Source organism: Terrabacter sp. R4-6 (assembly GCF_057529065.1).
In genome coordinates, this window is the sequence record NZ_CP197224.1 from 3,465,058 (window position 1) to 3,482,335 (window position 17,278).

The following is a 17,278-nucleotide window of genomic DNA, read 5'->3' on the forward strand; positions in this document are numbered from 1 at the left end:
ACCGTGTGGGGACACGGCCGAGGCGAGACCGCCGGTGAGGTCGATCCGGTCGGACGAGGGGCAGACGCGGGTCGACCTCACCGTCATGCCCGAAGGTGGTTCGGCGAACCCCGTCCCCAGAACGGCCGTCATGGAGCACACTGGGGAGGCACGTCGGGCGGAAGGTGCCGCACTTGTCAGCACACACGATGGGACCCCAGTCCGACCCCATGACGGACGCGTCCGCGACCGCTGGGGTCGAGGCGTCCGACGTCGTGCTCCTCGCCCGGGCACGGTCGGGCGAGCACGAGGCCTTCGCGGCGCTCTGGCGCAGGCACCTGCCCGCCGCCCACGCCGCGGCGACGCCGTTCCGCGGCCGCGTGTCGGCCGAGGACCTCGTGGCCGAGGCGTCCGCCCGTCTGTTCCGGCTCCTGAGCGAGGGGCGGGGACCGTCGTCGAACTTCCGCGCCTACTTCGTCTCGACCGTGCGCACCGCCGGCGTCGACGCCGTGCGCCGCGAGATGAGCGTCGTGCCGACACCGACGACCGACCTCGACCTGCTGCCCGGACCCGACGACGGACTGTCGGCCCTCAGCGCGCAGGGAGTCGACACGGACCTGGTGCGGGAGGCCTTCCTCCGGCTGAGCGAGAGCGACCGGCGGCTGCTCTGGCAGACGATGGTCGAGGGCCACCCACCGCGCGTGGTCGCTCCCGAGCTCGGGGTCTCGGCCAACGTGGCCAGTGCACGCGCGAGGCGGGCCCGTGACGAGCTCCGGGACCGCTACCTCGACTCCTGGGTGCGGCGCCGCGTCCCGGTCTGTGACGCGCGTGACTGCCGCTGGACCCTCGACCATCTCGGCGGCCTCGTGCGCGGGCGGCTGACCGAGCGGCAGCGGGCGCGCGTCGAGGCGCACCTGGCCTGCTGTCCTCGCGAGGCCGGGCTCGCCGCCGAGCTCCAGCGCGTCTACGACGGGTTCGGTGCGCTCACCGGTCCGCTCGTCCTCGCGGCCGGAGCGGCGGTGCTGGCCAGTCTGCCGAAGGGGGCGATGGCCGCTCTGGTCGGGTCGACCGCGACCGGTGCGACGACGGGTGGCGGCGCTGCCGGTGGGGCGGCCGGCGCGGGTGCCGCAGGCTCGAGCGCCGGCGCCACGGTCGGGGCCGGCCCTGCCGTCGGCGGCGCGGCAACCGGCAGCGCCGCGAGCGGCAGTGCCGGTCTGGGCGGCACCCTGACCGTGAGCGGTGCCGGCGCGACCGCATCAGGCTCCGCGACAGCAGGAGCGGGACTCACCGCGGTGACGACCTCCGCGTCCGCCGGCACGGCCACCGGCACGGCCACCGGCGCGGCAGCCGGCGCGGCGGGCGCGGGCAGCGCCGTCCTGGCGGTCCCGGCCGCGGCAGGCGTGACCGGCACCACGGCCCTCGTGTCGAGCGCGGCCGTCGTCGCTCCCGTTGCTGCGGTGACGGGCGGGTCGATCCTGGCCGGCACCGCGATCGGTCCGCCGTTGGCCACCGCCATGGCAGGACTCGTCGTCGGGCTCGGCCTCTCGGTGGCACCGGCTGCGGCGCACGACCTCGGGACCACGACGACGTCGACCGTCGCCCAGGCCGCCGTCGTCGACGCGGGCTCGGGAAACGCGCCGCAGGTCGGCACGACCCCGGTCGACGTGCTCCACCTCGACCTCCTCCCCGCGCCGGTAGAACCGGCGCCCACGGATCCGGCGCCGTCCGACCCGGCGCCCGCGGACCCGGCCCTCGTGGACCCGGCGGCCGTCGATCCGGCATCCGCGGATCCGGCGCCGGTTGTCTCGGCGCCGTCCGACCCGGCGCCGGCGGTCCCGGCGCTCGTGGAGCCGGCACCTCCCGACGCGACGTCGTCCGATGCGACGCCCGCGGATCCGGCGCCCTCCGACCCGGCGCTTTCCGACACGACGTCCTCCGACGCGACGTCCTCCGACGCGACGCCCTCCGACACGACCTCTGCTGACACGACCTCTGCCGACACGACGTCTTCCGACACGACGCCCTCCGACACGACGTCCAACGACCCCACACCCGTGGATCCCGCTCCGGCCGAGGGCAGTCCGGCCGAAGGCGACTCTGCATCCGCGCGGCCGGACCCGGCTCCGGCCGCGGGTGACGCTGCGCCGGCGGACCCCGGGACGAACGCGGACTCCAGCCCTGCGGCCGAGAACGGACTCCTGCGCTCGGCAGCTCCAACCGCGGACCCGGTCGTCCCTCCGGTCGCCGCCCCGGCCTCCGTCACCGACGCCCCTGCGCAGGCTGCCGGCGCTCCCGCGACCGTCGTCCCGACACCGGGGACGCCGACCGGCGACGCGCACCCTGCAGGAGCGTGAGTCCGCGACGGAGCGACGTCGGGTCTGCACTACCCTGTCCACGTCCACGACGACGATCCCCGGTTGGTCTGCCGGCAGGGCCCGCCTGACTTTGAATCAGGACAAGCGACGCAGGTTCGACTCCTGCCCGGGGAGCAGGAGACGGTGAGGGGGACCCTCGACGAGCGGCGTCGCCCGACGTGCGTGGGGGTTCGCGGTCGAGCGACGCCTTGGCCGCTCGGCAGGGAGTTCGTGCCTGAGCCAGCCCCGGGCCGCCAACTAAGGGGGGACTGGCGGACCCGTCCTTCCATGGTCGCACGGGCAGGCGCGATCGGTGCCGGACGACGTGTCACGGCTCGACCGACGTCATCGGCGACACGGCAGACGCCGTCGCCACACGGCATACGCCGTCGCGCGACAGCGCCGGTGTGAGTGGGGTCACGGCGCGCCCGTGGCCGGGGCAGCACCCTCGCTCCCCACGAGTAGCATGGCCGAGGCGCACCCCGGCGCCCTCGTGGGCCGGGGTCGCATGCACCCGAGTGCACCCCGATCCAAAAAGGAGCTGCGCCCTGTGAGCGATCTACGGCCGACCGCCGTGATCGTCCTCGCCGCCGGTGAGGGCACACGCATGAAGTCCACGACCCCCAAGGTCCTCCACACGATCGGGGGCCGCAGTCTCGTGGCCCACGCGATCAGGGCGGCCCGGGGCACGAGCCCGCACCACCTCGCCGTCGTCGTGCGCCACGAGCGCGACCGCGTCGCCGAGCACGTGGCGCAGGTCGACCCGGAGGCGGTCGTCGCCGACCAGGACGACGTCAAGGGCACCGGCCGCGCCGTCGAGTGCGCGCTCGAGGCGCTGCCCCACGATCTCACCGGCACGGTCGTCGTCACCTACGGGGACGTGCCCCTGCTGACGAGCGAGACGCTCGAGGGTCTCGTCGCGGCGCACCACGCGTCCGGCAGCGCCGTCACCGTCATCACCGCGACCCTCGAGGACCCCACGGGCTACGGCCGCGTCATCCGTGACGCGGAGGGCTCGGTCGTGGCGATCGTCGAGCAGAAGGACGCCGACGAGCAGCAGCGCGCGATCCGCGAGGTCAACAGCGGCCTGTACGCGTTCGACGCGGCGGTCCTGCGCGAGGCGCTCGCCGAGGTGGGCACCGACAACGCGCAGGGCGAGAAGTACCTGACCGACGTCATCGCGATCGCCCGCGGCCGTGGCCTCGGGGTTCGCGCACACCTCGTCGCCGACCTCTGGCAGACCGAGGGCGTCAACGACAAGGTGCAGCTCGCCCGTCTCGGTGCCGAGCTCAACCGCCGCACCGTCGAGCAGGCGATGCGCGACGGCGCGATCGTCATCGACCCGGCGACGACGTGGCTCGACGCCGACGTGACGATCGGCCCCGACACCGTCGTGCGCCCCGGGACGCAGATCCTCGGCGCCAGCACGATCGGTCGCGACTGCGTCATCGGTCCCGACACGACACTCACCGACGTCGAGATCGGCGACGGCGCGAGCGTCGTGCGCACGCAGGCCGAGCTCGCCGAGATCGGGCCCGGCGCCAGCGTCGGGCCCTTCTCGTACCTGCGCCCCGGCACCCGTCTCGGGGCCGGGGGCAAGATCGGCGGCTTCGTCGAGACGAAGAACGCCGACATCGGCGCGGGCGCCAAGGTGCCCCACCTGACCTACTGCGGCGACGCGACGATCGGCGAGGGCGCCAACATCGGCGCCGGCACGATCTTCGCCAACTACGACGGCGTGACGAAGGGCCACACGAACGTCGGGGCGCACAGCTTCGTCGGCAGCAACTCGGTCATCGTGGCGCCGCGGACGATCGCCGACGGCGCCTACGTCGCCGCCGGCTCGGCCGTCGTCAGCGACGTCGCCGCCGGCCAGCTCGCCGTGACCCGCGCGCAGCAGCGCAACGTCGACGGCTGGGTGGCCCGCCGCCGGGCCGGCACGAGGACCGACGAGGCCGCGCAGGCCGCGCAGGCACAGGCGACCTCCGAGCAGACCTCCGAGCAGACCTCCGAGCAGATCTCCGCGCGAACCTCCGAGACGAAGGACGCCCAGCGATGAGCGGCATCAACAAGACGACCGAGAAGCACCTCATGGTCTTCTCCGGCCGGGCCCACCCGCAGCTCGCGCAGGAGGTTGCCGCGGCGCTCGGCACCGACCTCGTCCCGACGAGTGCCTACGACTTCGCCAACGGCGAGATCTACGTCCGCTACGAGGAGTCCGTCCGCGGCTCCGACGCGTTCGTCATCCAGAGCCACACCGCTCCGATCAACGAGTGGATCATGGAGCAGCTCATCATGATCGACGCGCTCAAGCGGGCGTCGGCCAAGCGCATCACCGTCGTCCTGCCCTTCTACGGCTACGCCCGCCAGGACAAGAAGCACCGCGGCCGTGAGCCGATCTCGGCCCGCCTCATGGCCGACCTCTTCAAGACGGCAGGAGCCAACCGGCTCATGGCGATCGACCTGCACACCGCGCAGATCCAGGGCTTCTTCGACGGGCCCGTCGACCACCTCATGGCGATGCCGATCCTCGCCGACTACGTCGGCAAGAAGTACGGCCACCTCGACCTCGCCGTCGTCTCGCCCGACGCCGGCCGCATCAAGGTCGCCGAGGACTGGAGCTCCCGCCTCGGCGGCGCCCCGCTGGCCTTCATCCACAAGACACGCGACATCAACCGGCCCAACGAGGTCGTCGCCAACCGCGTCGTCGGTGAGATCAAGGGCCGCGTCTGCGTCCTCGTCGACGACATGATCGACACGGCCGGCACGATCACCAAGGCCGCCGACGCCCTCATGGACCAGGGCGCGGCCGGTGTCATCATCGCCGCGACGCACGCGATCCTCTCGGGCCCGGCCGTCGACCGCCTCAAGGCCTGCAAGGTCGAGGAGGTCATCGTCACCAACACCCTCCCGATCCCGGACGACCGCCGCTTCGACAAGCTCGCGGTCCTCTCGATCGCCCCGCTCGTCTCGATGGCGATCAAGGAGGTCTTCGAGGACGGCTCGGTGACGAGCCTCTTCGACGGCAAGGCCTGAGCAGCCCACCGCACGACGAGGGCGTATGCCGCCGGGACCCGCCCGGCGGCATACGCCCTCCGTGCGTGGTGGCGTCCTCAGGCGTGCGCGGCCCGGCGGGCCCGGTAGGCCGCGGTGTGGGCGCGCGCCGCGCAGCCGCCCTCGCAGAAGCGTCGCGAACGGTTGCGGGAGAGGTCGACGACGACGTCGTCGCAGTCGGCGGCCTCGCACACGCGCAGCCGGGCGAGCTCGCCGGCGCGCACGACGTCGATGACGGCGATCGCTGCCTCGACGGCCATCCGTCGGGCGAGCGGGGCGTCGGCGGGGGTGGCGTGGACGTGCCAGCCCACGCCGTCGTGGTCGACGAGCTGGGGGACGGCGCGCGCCTCGGCGAGCAGCTCGTTGACGAGGGTGACGACGCCGGCCTCGTCTTCGTCCCAGAAGCCGCGCAGCCGAGGTCGCAGCGCGCGGACCGCCGCGAGCTCGGCGGCGTCGTGGTCGAAGCGGCCGGTCCACCCCTGGTCGCGGTAGAGCGCCCCGAGCTCGTCGAGGGTCGTCAGCCGGTCGGGGTCACCGTCGCCTGGCACGGAGCCGGGCATCGTGTTGACGAGCGCCGCGGCAGCGGCGAGCGCGACGTCGGTGTCATGGGTGAAAAGCATGTTGACTCCTGACGGTTGCGGTCGCTACTGTCATGAGTGTAAGCATTTTTGGTGCTGACGTGGCGCACGCGACGCGGGCCGGTCGGCAGGAGCGGTGGGGGAGTGTCATGGCGGAGCCGGTCGTGGTCGGGGAGCCCGCGCTGGTCGGCGCCGTGGCAAGCACCGTGACGGGCTCCGGGACGGACGGGGCGACGCGGTCTCCGTCACGGCCGGTCCACCACCCGCTCGTCGGCCTCGGGGTCGCCCTCGCGTCGGCCGCTGCCTTCGCGACGTCGGGTGCCTTCGGCAAGTCGCTGCTCGTCGGCGGCTGGTCACCCGGCGCCGTCGTCACGATGCGCATCACCCTGGCTGCGGTCGTGCTGCTCGGCCCGGCCCTGTGGTCGCTGCACGGCCGGTGGGCTGCGCTGCGACGCAACGCGTGGGTCGTCGTCGGCTACGGCCTCACCGGCGTCGCCGGCTGCCAGCTCGCCTACTTCAACGCCGTGACCCACCTGTCGGTCGGGGTGGCCCTGCTGCTCGAGTATCTCGCGCCGGTCCTCATCGTCGGGTGGCTGTGGCTGCGCCACCGTCAGGCCCCGCGCCGGCTCACGCTCGTCGGCGTGGCTCTGGCCGTGGCCGGCCTGCTCCTCGTCCTCGACGTCGTCGGCGGCGGAGCGAGCGTCAGCGTCGCCGGCGTGCTCTGGGGGCTCGGGGCCGCCGTCTGCCTCGTGCTCTTCTTCCTGCTCGCCGACCACGTCGACGACGACGTGCCGCCGCTCGCCCTCGCCGGCGGGGGCCTCGTCGTCGGAGCTGCGTCGCTCGGCCTCGCGGGACTGGTGGGCGTCCTCGACATGTCGAGGGGTGCGGCCCGGGTGCCGCTCGGTGGCGTCGTCGTGGAGTGGTGGGTGCCGGTGCTCGTCATCGCGATCGTCGCCGCCGCCTTCGCCTACGTCACGGGCATCGCGGCCGTGCGGATGCTCGGCCCCAAGGTGGCCTCCTTCGTGGCCCTGACCGAGGTGCTCTTCGCGGTGCTCTTCGCCTGGCTCGTCCTCGCCGAGCTCCCGACCCCGGTCCAGCTCGTCGGCGGGCTCCTCATCGTCGGTGGCCTCGTGGCGGTCCGCGCCGACGAGTCCCGCGGGCCGGCGCACGTCGTCGACGAGCCCGTCACGGGCCCGGCCGCCCGGCCCTAGGAGCCCGCGGTCCAACGCGCCGAACCCACGGGCGCGCCCTAGAGTGACCGGCATGCAGTGGCGTCAGGGCGTGGCGTGCGTGCTGGGGGTCGTCACCCTGGCGGGAGCCGCCGCGTGCACGCCGCCGGCCCCGACCACGCAGCCACCTCCGTCGGTCGCCGCCCTGACGACCGACCCCGCCCCTGCCCCTGCCCCTGCCCCTGCCCCGGCGCCGGCCACGACCTCGGCGCCGCCGTCCGGCGCAGGGACGAACGCATCGTCCACGCGCGTGCACCTGACCGCGGCCGGTGACTACGGCGCCAACGTCGCGACGACCGGCGCGGTGCTGCAGGCGCTGCGCGCCACGGGCTCGGACGGCCACTTCGCCCTCGGCGACCTCTCCTACGGCTCGCCGGGTGGGGAGCCCTCGTGGTGCTCCTTCGTCACGTCGCGCCTCGGCACCGGGTTCCCCTTCGAGGTGCTCTCGGGCAACCACGAGAGCAGCGGCACCAACGGCTACATCGACCGTTTCGCGAGCTGCCTGCCCAACCGCCTCTCCGGGATGGTCGGGACGTACGCCCGCCAGTACTACGTCGACCTGCCCCGCACGGCGCCCCTCGTCCGCGTCGTGCTCATCTCCCCGGGCCTGACCTTCCCCGCGGCCACGTGGAGCTACGCGGCGGGGACGCCGCGCTACACGTGGACCGCGGCAGCCATCGACGGCGCCCGGCGGGCGGGCATCCGGTGGGTCGTCGTGGCCATGCACATGCCGTGCCTGTCGATGGGCCGCTACGGCTGTTCGAGCGGGACCGACCTGCAGCACCTGCTCGTCTCCAAGCGGGTGGACCTCGTGCTCTCCGGGCACGAGCACCTCTACCAGCGCACCAAGCAGCTGCGCGAGCGCTCGGGTTGCGCGCGGATCCCCGTCGGGTCCTACGCGCCTGCCTGCGTCGTCGACGCCGACCGGTCGATGGTGGCCGGCGCCGGCACCGTCTTCGCCACGGTCGGGACCGGCGGCGTGGCCCTGCGACCGATCACGGCGACCGACGCGGAGCGCGGCTACTTCGCCACCGCGTCGGGTGCCGGCAGCAACCCGACCTACGGCTTCGCCGACCTGCGCGTCACGCCCGACGAGCTGCGCTACTCCTTCGTCCGGGGAGCGGGGGGCAGCTTCACGGACTCATGGGTGCTCCGGCGTACACCCACCCTGTAACCCCCGGCCGGGCCTGATGCCTGAGGCGGCGCCGGATTTCCCCGCCCGGGCGTCCGTCCCGTAAGATCGAGCAGTTGCCTCGGCGAGGGACGGTGCACGGCTGCCACGGCAGGGCGTGACGAGGTCCGTGATCGACGCGGTGGCCTGACGTGGAGCACTCCATGGTCGGGTTCGCCTCTGCGTGCGGCCCACACGACCGTCCCGCTCCGTCACTGCCGATCACCGCGCGTCGTCCCGCGTCGAGGCCGACCACAGAGACCGCCTCACCCGAGATACCCAGGAGACCCCCGTGTCCGACAACACCAAGCTCGTCGCCGAGAAGCGCACCGACTTCGGCAAGGGCGCCGCCCGCAAGATCCGCCGCGCCGGCAACATCCCCGCCGTCATGTACGGCCACGGCACCGAGCCCGTGCACATCTCGCTGCCCGGCCACGACACGATGATGGCCCTCAAGCAGGCCAACGCCCTGCTGACGATCGTCGTCGACGGCAAGGAGCAGCTCGCCCTCGCCAAGGACGTCCAGCGCGACGCCATCAAGCCGGTCATCGACCACGTCGACCTCGTCGTCGTCCGCAAGGGCGAGAAGGTCACCGTCGACGTCGCCGTGCACCTCGAGGGCGAGGCCGCTCCCGAGACCGTCGTCACGCTCGACCACAACACGCTCCAGGTCGAGGCGCTCGCCACGAACATCCCCGAGAACGTCGTCGTCTCCGTCGAGGGCCTCGAGGCCGGCACGCAGATCCTCGCCGGCGCCGTCGAGCTGCCCGAGGGCGCGACGCTCGTCACCGACGAGGAGGCGCTCGTCGTCAACGTGACGCAGGCCATCTCCGCCGAGGCCCTCGAGGCCGAGCTCGCCGAGGCCGAGGCCGAGGCCGGCATCGAGCGCGAGGAGTCCGACGAGGAGGCTGCCGAGGCCGCCGACGCCGAGGGCGAGTCCGCCGAGGGCGACGCCGCCAAGGCCGAGGGCGACGAGGCCTGAGCCTCCCTCCCTTCCGTGGCGCCGCGCGCCACACCACGCGTCCACGGGTCCCGCCCGAGCTCCGGCTCGGCGGGGCCCGTGCCCGCACCAGCAGCACACCAGCAGCACCCTGCACGTGACCGTGGGCTCGTCACCCCACCGGCCACCCACCGACCACCGATCGAGGACCGCATGGACACCTGGCTCGTCGTCGGACTCGGCAACCCCGGGCCCGGATACGCCGGCAACCGACACAACGTCGGGGCCATGACGGTCGACGAGGTCGCCGGCCGGGCGACGGGTGGCCGGGCCACGTTCAAGGCGCACAAGGCTGCCCGGGCCCGCGTGGCCGAGGCGCGGCTGCGCGTCGGCGGCCCCAAGGTGGTCCTCGCCGTGCCGTCGATGTTCATGAACGAGTCGGGATCGGCCGTCGCGGGTCTCTCGAAGTACTACGACGTGCCCACCGACCGCATCGTCGTGCTCCACGACGAGCTCGACATCGACGCGGGGCTCGTCCGGCTCAAGCAGGGCGGCGGCGAGGGCGGCCACAACGGCCTGCGCTCCATCTCGCGCTCGCTCGGCACCCGCGACTACCTCCGGGTGCGCCTGGGCATCGGGCGCCCGCCCGGCCGCCAGGATCCGGCCGACTTCGTGCTCAAGGACTTCTCCAAGGCCGAGCGCACCGAGGTCCTGCCGTTCCTCATCGACGAGGGCGCCGACGCCGTCGAGGCGCTCATCGAGGTCGGGCTGCTCGACGCCCAGCAGCGCTTCCACGCGCCACGCTGACCGCCCGCCGCCGTCGGGCAGGCCGGCCCGTCGACCTCCCCGAGCCTGCGCCCGCACCGGCGTCACGGCTGTCGCCGCACCGACCTAGACTGGAGGACCTGATGCCGCACCCACTGCTGTCCGCCTTCAGGGCGCTTCCCGATGTCCGCCACGTCCTCGACCAGGTCGGGCGGGCTCGTCTCGTCGACGTCTCCGCGAGCGACGGGACGCGGCCGTTCCTCGTCGCGGCGCTGGCCCAGCAGGCCGACGGCTCCGGAGCCGGCTCCACGAACGAGCCCGCCCCCGAGCCTGCCCCCGAGCCCGCCCCCATCGTCGTCGTCACGGCGACGACGCGTGAGGCCGACGACCTCGCGAGCGCCCTCGGCCTCTTCCTCTCCGCCGACCGCATCGCCGTCTTCCCGTCGTGGGAGACGCTGCCGCACGAGCGGCTCTCGCCTCGTAGCGACACGGTGGGGCGGCGACTGGCCGTGCTGCGACGGCTCGCGCACCCCGACCCCGACGACCCGGCATACGGCCCGCTCTCCGTCGTCGTCGCACCCGTGCGCGCCGTCCTCCAGCCGCTGACCAAGGGGCTCGGCGAACTCGTCCCCGTCGCGCTGCGAGCGGGCGACGAGCGGCCGCTCGAGGACGTCGTCGACGCGCTCGTCGCCGCCGCCTACACCCGCACCGACCTCGTCGAGCGGCGCGGCGAGTTCGCCGTCCGCGGCGGCATCCTCGACGTGTTCCCGCCCACCGAGGAGCACCCGGTCCGCATCGAGTTCTGGGGCGACACCGTCGAGGAGGTGCGCTGGTTCAAGGTCGCCGACCAGCGCTCGCTCGAGATCGCCGACCACGGTCTCTGGGCGCCGCCGTGTCGCGAGCTGCTGCTCACCGACGACGTGCGGGCCCGGGCGCGGGCGCTCGCCGACCAGCTGCCGGGTGTCGCCGAGATGCTCTCCAAGGTCGCCGAGGGCATCGCCGTCGAGGGCATGGAGTCCCTCGCGCCCGCCCTCGTCGACGGCATGGAGTCGGTCCTCGACGTCCTGCCGCATCGCTCGATCGTGCTCGTCGCCGACCCCGAGCGGGTCCGGCGCCGCGCCCACGACCTCGTCGCGACGAGCGAGGAGTTCCTCGAGGCGAGCTGGGCCAACGCCGCCGCCGGCAACCAGGTGCCCGTCGACCTCCAGTCGCTCCTCGGCAGCGCCTCCTACTGGTCGCTGGCCGACGTGCGCGCCCTCGCCGAGCGGTCCGGCCGCGCGTGGTGGACGCTGACGCCGTTCGCGGCCGACGCCGATCTCGTCATCGAGGACGACGACGTCGACGAGCGCCTCGCCGTGCGCACGACCGACCCCGAGGCCTTCCGCGGCGACACCGACCGCGCGGTCGAGCACCTGCGCGAGCGGGTCGCCGACGGCTGGGCCGTCGCCGTCGTCACCGAGGGCCCCGGCCTCGCGAAGCGTGTCGCGGAGGTGCTCGGCGAGCACGAGGTCGCCGTTCGCCCGCTGGACACCACGCGGGACGACGCCCTCGAGCCCGGCTGGGTCCACGTCACGACCGCGACCCTCGGCCGCGGCTTCGTCCACGAGGGCGCCCGCGTCGAGGTGCTCACCGAGACCGACCTGACCGGCCAGCCGGGCAGCGGCACGTCGACCAAGGACATGCGACGCATGCCGTCGCGCCGCCGCAACCAGGTCGACCCGCTCCAGCTGCGCCCCGGCGACCACGTCGTCCACGAGCAGCACGGCGTCGGCCGCTTCGTCGAGATGATGCAGCGCACTGTCGCCGGTGCCACACGCGAGTACCTCGTCATCGAGTACGCCCCCGGCAAGCGCGGCCAGCCCGGTGACCGCCTCTTCGTCCCCACCGACCAGCTCGACCAGGTGACGAAGTACGTCGGCGGCGAGGAGCCCACCCTGAACAAGATGGGCGGCTCCGACTGGAGCAAGACGAAGTCGCGGGCCAAGCGCTATGTCAAGCAGATCGCGGCCGACCTCATCCGGCTCTACAGCGCCCGCCAGGCCACCAAGGGCCACGCGTTCGCGCCCGACACCCCTTGGCAGCGCGAGCTCGAGGACGCCTTCGGCTACGTCGAGACCCCCGACCAGCTGATCAGCATCGACGAGGTCAAGGCCGACATGGAGAAGCAGGTCCCCATGGACCGGCTCATCTGCGGCGACGTCGGCTACGGCAAGACCGAGATCGCCGTGCGCGCGGCGTTCAAGGCCATCCAGGACGGCAAGCAGGTGGCGGTGCTCGTGCCGACGACCCTGCTCGTCAGCCAGCACCAGCAGACCTTCGCCGAGCGCTACGCGCAGTTCCCGGTCAAGGTCTCCTCGCTCTCGCGCTTCCAGAGCGACAAGGAGGCCAAGGACGTCATGGCCGGGATGGCCGACGGCACCATCGACCTCGTCATCGGCACGCACCGCCTGCTCGCCAAGGACGTGACGTTCAAGGACCTCGGCCTCGTCATCATCGACGAGGAGCAGCGCTTCGGCGTCGAGCACAAGGAGCTGCTCAAGACGATGCGCACGGCCGTCGACGTGCTGTCGATGTCGGCCACGCCGATCCCGCGAACGCTCGAGATGGCCGTCACCGGCATCCGCGAGATGTCCACGCTGGCGACGCCGCCCGAGGAGCGCCACCCGGTGCTGACCTTCGTCGGCGCCTACGACGAGAAGCAGATCACGGCGGCCGTGCGGCGCGAGCTGCTGCGCGAGGGCCAGGTCTTCTTCGTGCACAACAAGGTGAGCAGCATCGAGAAGGCGGCGGCGCGGCTGCGTGAGCTGGTCCCCGAGGCGCGCATCGCCACCGCGCACGGCCAGATGGGCGAGCACAAGCTCGAGGCGGTCGTCGAGGACTTCTGGGAGAAGCGGTTCGACGTGCTCGTGTGCACGACGATCGTCGAGACCGGCCTCGACATCTCCAACGCCAACACCCTCATCGTCGAGCGCTCCGACGTCCTCGGCCTGAGCCAGCTGCACCAGCTGCGCGGCCGCGTCGGTCGTGGTCGCGAGCGGGCCTACGCCTACTTCCTCTACCCGCCCGAGAAGCCGATGACCGAGACGGCGCACGACCGGCTGCGCACCATCGCCAGCAACACCGACCTCGGGTCGGGCATGGCCGTCGCCATGAAGGACCTCGAGATCCGCGGCGCCGGCAACCTGCTCGGCGGCGAGCAGTCCGGCCACATCCAGGGCGTCGGCTTCGACCTCTACGTGCGCCTCATCGGCGAGGCGGTGGCCGACTTCCGCGGCGACGCGGTCGACCTGCCGGCCGAGATCAAGATCGAGCTGCCCGTCGACGCGCACCTGCCGCACGACTACGTGCCGGGGGAGCGGCTGCGCCTCGAGGCCTACAAGAAGCTCGCGACCGTCGAGACGTTCGAGGCCGTCGACGAGATCGAGGCAGAGCTGCGCGACCGCTACGGCGCGCCGCCGAAGCCGGTCGAGAACCTCCTCGAGGTCGCGCGGCTGCGCGTCGTGGCCCGTGCCGCCCGCATCGGCGACATCGGCGTGCAGGGCAAGGTCGTGCGCTTCGGCCCGGTCAAGGACCTCCGCGAGAGCCAGCAGCTGCGGCTCATGCGCCTCTACCCGGGCACCATCGTCAAGGACGCCCTCGGCACCATCCTCGTCCCGGCCCCGATGACGGCCCGCGTGGGTGGCAAGCCGCTGCGCGACGTCGAGGTGCTGACATGGGCGCGGCAGCTGATCACCGCCGTCCTGCTCGACGACATCGCGGCGGCCGCCGGGGCTTCGGCGGGCGCATCGTCGGGCGCGGCGAAAACCCGCGTGGGAGCACCGTAGGATGTCAGACGCATCCGCCAGAGGAGGAAATCAGTGAAGGCTTGGTCTGCTCAACCCGCGAAGCGCGTGGCCGTCGTCGGCATCGCCGCGCTCGGCGCCGTGTCGCTGCTCGGCGGGTGCGGCTTCGAGACGCGCCAGCAGGCCGCCGCCGTCGTCAACGGCGAGGTCATCCACGAGTCCGACGTCCGCGAGACGTACGACCAGCTCCAGAAGGCCAAGCTCGACTTCGCCGAGAACATCGTCGTCACCGCGCTCGTCGCGGCGCCCATGCTCAAGGACGCCGTCTCCGCCTCCGGCAGCTGGAAGCCCGACGAGACGTACGCCTCGGTCATCTCCTCGATCCCCGACGCCACCGACACGACGAAGGAATTCGTCGCGGCCGTCGCCCTCATCCAGTCGCAGAAGATGACGCCGGCCGACGTCGCCGCCTACCGCGCCGACCTCAAGAAGGCCGAGATCAGCGTCAACCCCAAGTACGGCTCGGTCGTGCAGTCCGACGAGGGGCCGGTGTACTTCACCATCGGCCAGCAGACGCCCAACTGGGTCAAGCCGGGTGGCAACACCGCCCCGGCGACCGCCCCGGCCACGGCCCAGTAGACCTCCGTAGCCCTCCGTCGTGACCGCCCGCGTCGTCCTGCTCGTCACGACCCCACGCATCGCCCCGGGTCTGCTGACCCGTGAGGCGTGGCAGAGCCTCGAGCAGGCGTATGCCGTGTGGGGCCGTCCCGACGAGCCGCAGGTGGCCGCGCTGGTCGAGGCCGGCATCGAGGTGCTGGCCCGCGAGGACGGTCACCCGGCCGACCTCGCTCGTGACCTCGTCACCGCCTCCGAGGTCGGTGACGTCGTGTGGGTCGGCTCCTCCGACGGTGACCCCGGCCTCAGTGACGCGATCGCCGTCGAGGTGACGCGCCTGCCGGAGCCGCCCGAGGTCGAGCTGCTCATCGGCTCCTTCGACGTGCCCGGTGCGCGGCTGCTCGACGTCGTCGCCGTCATGGACCGTCTCCGGTCGCCCGGGGGCTGCCCCTGGGACGCGAAGCAGACCCACGCCTCCCTCGTGCCCTACCTCCTCGAGGAGGCGCACGAGGCCATCGAGGCGATCGAGAGCGGCGACTCCGCGCACATGCAGGAGGAGCTCGGCGACCTGCTGCTGCAGATCGCGTTCCAGTCCCGCGTCGCGCAGGAGCACACGACCGAGCCGTTCGACATCGACGACGTCGCCGGCGGTCTCGTCGACAAGCTCGTCCGGCGACACCCGCACGTCTTCTCCGACGTCGAGGCCGACACGGCCGACGCCGTCGAGGCCAACTGGGAGTCGATCAAGGCCGACGAGAAGCAGCACCGCACCCACCCCGTCGAAGGTGTCCCGAGCTCGCTGCCGGCCCTGGCCCGGGCCGAGAGGTACGTCTCGCGCCTGCGCCGCTCGGGCCGCGAGGACCTCGTCGACGACGCCGTCGCGTCCGGTGGGCTCGGCGCCCAGCTGCTGGACCTCGTCCGGACGGCACGGGACGAGGGCATCGACGCCGAGGCCGCGCTGCGCGAGACCCTGCGCGGCCTGGAGGCCGCGAGCGCGGCCGGCGCGCAGGCCGACCCGGACGCCTGAGCCGGCCGGACGGCATACGCCCTCGGGCCGCCCGGAGGCCGGGCGAACGGTGAGGGCCACGTCACCGGGGTGCGGTGACGTGGCCCTCAGCGAACCGGCGGTGCGGCGTCAGTAGGCGCCGCGCGAGGCGAAGACCGCGTGGATCGTCTTGGCCATGATCGACAGGTCCTGGACGATCGACCAGTTGTCGACGTAGTAGAGGTCGAGGCGCACCGTGTCCTCCCACGACAGGTCGCTCCGTCCGGAGACCTGCCACAGGCCGGTCATGCCGGGCCGGACGTGGAGGCGGCGCTGGACGTCGGGCACGTAGCGGCGGACCTCGGCCGGCAGGGCCGGCCGCGGGCCGACGAGGCTCATGTCGCCGTTGACGACGTTGATCAGCTGGGGCAGCTCGTCGATCGAGTAGCGCCGGATGAACGCGCCGACCCGGGTGATGCGCGGGTCGCTCTGGGCCTTGAAGAGGACGCCGTCGGCGTTCTGGTTCAGGTGCGTGATGCCGGAGAGCTTCGCCTCGGCGTCGATGACCATGCTGCGGAACTTGAGGCACTCGAAGAGCTCGCCGTCGCGGCCGACGCGGGTCTGGCGGAAGAGCACCGGGCCGCCGTCCTGGAGCTTGGTGGCGATCGCGACGACGACCATGACGGGCGCGGCGAGCAGCAGCAGGAACGTCGCCCCGACGAAGTCGAAGGCCCGCTTGAGGCCACGTGAGGCGCCCAGGCTCTGGGGCTGCTCGACGTGCACGAGCGGCAGGCCGCCGACCGGGCGCATGGCCATCCGACCCGAGCTGATGTCGCTGAGGCTCGGCACGACCGCCATCTGCACGTGGTGTCCCTCGAGGTCCCACGCGATGCGGCGGAAGTCGACGGCCGAGGGGAACGCGCCCTCGGTGAAGACGACCATGTCGGCCTTCTCGGCGATGACCGACTCCGCGGTCTGCCCGGTGTTCCCGACGACCGGGACGCCCCGCGGCGTCTCCGGGGTCGGCTGCGACGACGGCGTCAGGGCGCCGACGATGCGGTAGCCGAGCCACGTCTCGCGCTCGAGCACCGCGGCGACGTCGTCGACGTGCGAGGCCGAGCCCGAGATGAGCACCCGCGTCAGCAGGTGGCCGTGGGCGTGGGCCCGGTGCACGAGGCGTCGGGCGTACCACCGCCACAGCAGCACGAGCGGCAGGCCGATGGCGAAGATCAGCACGAAGAAGCCTCGTGAGAGGTTGAACTTCGTCAGGTAGCTGAGGATGCCGATGGCCCCGGCCGTGAGACCGGCGGCGCTGCACACCCGGGCGTACTCGATGGTGCCGACGCCCAGGTGGCTGCTCGTGTACGTCCCGAGCGCGAGGTTCGCGACCATCCAGGCAGCCACGATCCACAGGCCGACCGACTGGGCGACCTGGTTGACGTCGTTCGCGACGTCGAAGACGTCGAGACTCGTGCGTCCGACGGCCGCCAAGGCGGTCGCCGCCGTGATGATGACGAGGTCACCACCAGCGATCCCGAGCTGCAGCAGACGCTGCCCCCGGCCCCTCTCACTGAGCGGCTGCGTCACTGGACGCGCGCTCACATTCAGTAGAACAACCCCCGACTCGCGCATGGGTTGACCCATGACCACACCCCACCCCCGGCACCCACTGGTGCCCTATTCACGACCAGCTCCACCCCCCCGGATGGCTAGTTGTGAGTATGCCTGCTCCCGGTCAGGCTTTGGTAAGGAAGAGGTAAAAAAACTATGGGCGGAAGGGCCCTGTTTGTCCCGGTGCCCGATACGTCCCGGTCTGCCCCACCTGC

The 17,278-nt window shown here is 72.8% G+C and carries 12 protein-coding genes and 1 tRNA gene; 11 read left to right on the plus strand and 2 right to left on the minus strand.

Annotated features, from left to right (window positions below; translation table 11 throughout):
• Positions 1 to 173: 173 nt before the first annotated feature.
• The 4 genes from ACSSS0_RS16225 (at position 174) to ACSSS0_RS16240 (ending at position 5,369) form a co-directional block, all read left to right on the plus strand.
• Positions 174 to 2,333 carry a sigma-70 family RNA polymerase sigma factor gene (locus tag ACSSS0_RS16225; protein WP_487228799.1) on the plus strand — a complete coding sequence of 720 codons (2,160 nt, stop codon included), beginning with the start codon at positions 174 to 176 and terminating at the stop codon, positions 2,331 to 2,333.
• A 56-nt stretch (positions 2,334 to 2,389) separates the two neighbouring features.
• A tRNA-Gln gene (locus ACSSS0_RS16230) sits at positions 2,390 to 2,468 on the plus strand.
• Between the two features lie 415 nt (positions 2,469 to 2,883).
• Positions 2,884 to 4,392, plus strand: a complete 1,509-nt coding sequence (gene glmU, locus ACSSS0_RS16235; RefSeq protein WP_487228800.1) for a bifunctional UDP-N-acetylglucosamine diphosphorylase/glucosamine-1-phosphate N-acetyltransferase GlmU — start codon at positions 2,884 to 2,886, stop codon at positions 4,390 to 4,392.
• The gene (locus tag ACSSS0_RS16240; protein WP_435986922.1) at positions 4,389 to 5,369 is read left to right on the plus strand and encodes a ribose-phosphate diphosphokinase; all 981 of its coding nucleotides are present in this window, start codon (positions 4,389 to 4,391) and stop codon (positions 5,367 to 5,369) included. The genes glmU and ACSSS0_RS16240 overlap by 4 nt, the downstream gene beginning before the upstream one ends.
• Before the next feature lie 77 nt (positions 5,370 to 5,446).
• Here the strand turns inward: ACSSS0_RS16240 and ACSSS0_RS16245 are convergent, their stop codons facing one another.
• On the minus strand, positions 5,447 to 6,007 hold the full coding sequence (locus ACSSS0_RS16245; RefSeq protein ID WP_435986921.1) for a CGNR zinc finger domain-containing protein: 561 nt from the start codon (positions 6,005 to 6,007) through the stop codon (positions 5,447 to 5,449).
• Positions 6,008 to 6,114: 107 nt separating this feature from the next.
• Here ACSSS0_RS16245 and ACSSS0_RS16250 point away from each other — a divergent pair, with 107 nt between their 5' ends.
• The 7 genes from ACSSS0_RS16250 (at position 6,115) to ACSSS0_RS16280 (ending at position 15,494) form a co-directional block, all read left to right on the plus strand.
• Positions 6,115 to 7,176, plus strand: coding sequence for an EamA family transporter (locus tag ACSSS0_RS16250; RefSeq protein WP_487228801.1), 1,062 nt, complete (start codon positions 6,115 to 6,117; stop codon positions 7,174 to 7,176).
• A 52-nt stretch (positions 7,177 to 7,228) separates the two neighbouring features.
• Entirely contained in the window at positions 7,229 to 8,368 is a 1,140-nt protein-coding gene (locus tag ACSSS0_RS16255; protein WP_487228802.1) for a metallophosphoesterase, read from the plus strand.
• Between the two features lie 289 nt (positions 8,369 to 8,657).
• Positions 8,658 to 9,347 (plus strand): 50S ribosomal protein L25/general stress protein Ctc, encoded by a 690-nt coding sequence (locus ACSSS0_RS16260; RefSeq protein ID WP_487228803.1) that lies wholly within the window; start codon positions 8,658 to 8,660, stop codon positions 9,345 to 9,347.
• Between the two features lie 171 nt (positions 9,348 to 9,518).
• The gene (gene pth, locus ACSSS0_RS16265; protein ID WP_487228804.1) at positions 9,519 to 10,112 is read left to right on the plus strand and encodes an aminoacyl-tRNA hydrolase; all 594 of its coding nucleotides are present in this window, start codon (positions 9,519 to 9,521) and stop codon (positions 10,110 to 10,112) included.
• A 101-nt stretch (positions 10,113 to 10,213) separates the two neighbouring features.
• A complete protein-coding gene (mfd, locus tag ACSSS0_RS16270; protein ID WP_487228805.1) occupies positions 10,214 to 13,894 on the plus strand; it encodes a transcription-repair coupling factor in 3,681 nt (1,226 codons plus the stop codon).
• Between the two features lie 33 nt (positions 13,895 to 13,927).
• Entirely contained in the window at positions 13,928 to 14,491 is a 564-nt protein-coding gene (locus tag ACSSS0_RS16275; RefSeq protein ID WP_487228806.1) for a hypothetical protein, read from the plus strand.
• A 19-nt stretch (positions 14,492 to 14,510) separates the two neighbouring features.
• Positions 14,511 to 15,494 (plus strand): nucleoside triphosphate pyrophosphohydrolase, encoded by a 984-nt coding sequence (locus tag ACSSS0_RS16280; RefSeq protein ID WP_487228807.1) that lies wholly within the window; start codon positions 14,511 to 14,513, stop codon positions 15,492 to 15,494.
• 108 nt (positions 15,495 to 15,602) lie between these two features.
• Here the strand turns inward: ACSSS0_RS16280 and ACSSS0_RS16285 are convergent, their stop codons facing one another.
• Positions 15,603 to 17,039 carry a sugar transferase gene (locus ACSSS0_RS16285; RefSeq protein ID WP_487228808.1) on the minus strand — a complete coding sequence of 479 codons (1,437 nt, stop codon included), beginning with the start codon at positions 17,037 to 17,039 and terminating at the stop codon, positions 15,603 to 15,605.
• Positions 17,040 to 17,278 lie beyond the last annotated feature (239 nt).

Excerpts from the sequence above, each read along its gene's own strand:
- ACSSS0_RS16250 (WP_487228801.1), top strand. The coding sequence starts at position 6,115 with ATGGCGGAGCCGGTCGTGGTCGGGGAGCCCGCGCTGGTCGGCGCCGTG.
- pth (WP_487228804.1), top strand. The coding sequence starts at position 9,519 with ATGGACACCTGGCTCGTCGTCGGACTCGGCAACCCCGGGCCCGGATAC.
- mfd (WP_487228805.1), top strand. The coding sequence starts at position 10,214 with ATGCCGCACCCACTGCTGTCCGCCTTCAGGGCGCTTCCCGATGTCCGC.
- ACSSS0_RS16245 (WP_435986921.1), bottom strand. The coding sequence starts at position 6,007 with ATGCTTTTCACCCATGACACCGACGTCGCGCTCGCCGCTGCCGCGGCG.
- ACSSS0_RS16240 (WP_435986922.1), top strand. The coding sequence starts at position 4,389 with ATGAGCGGCATCAACAAGACGACCGAGAAGCACCTCATGGTCTTCTCC.
- ACSSS0_RS16255 (WP_487228802.1), top strand. The coding sequence starts at position 7,229 with ATGCAGTGGCGTCAGGGCGTGGCGTGCGTGCTGGGGGTCGTCACCCTG.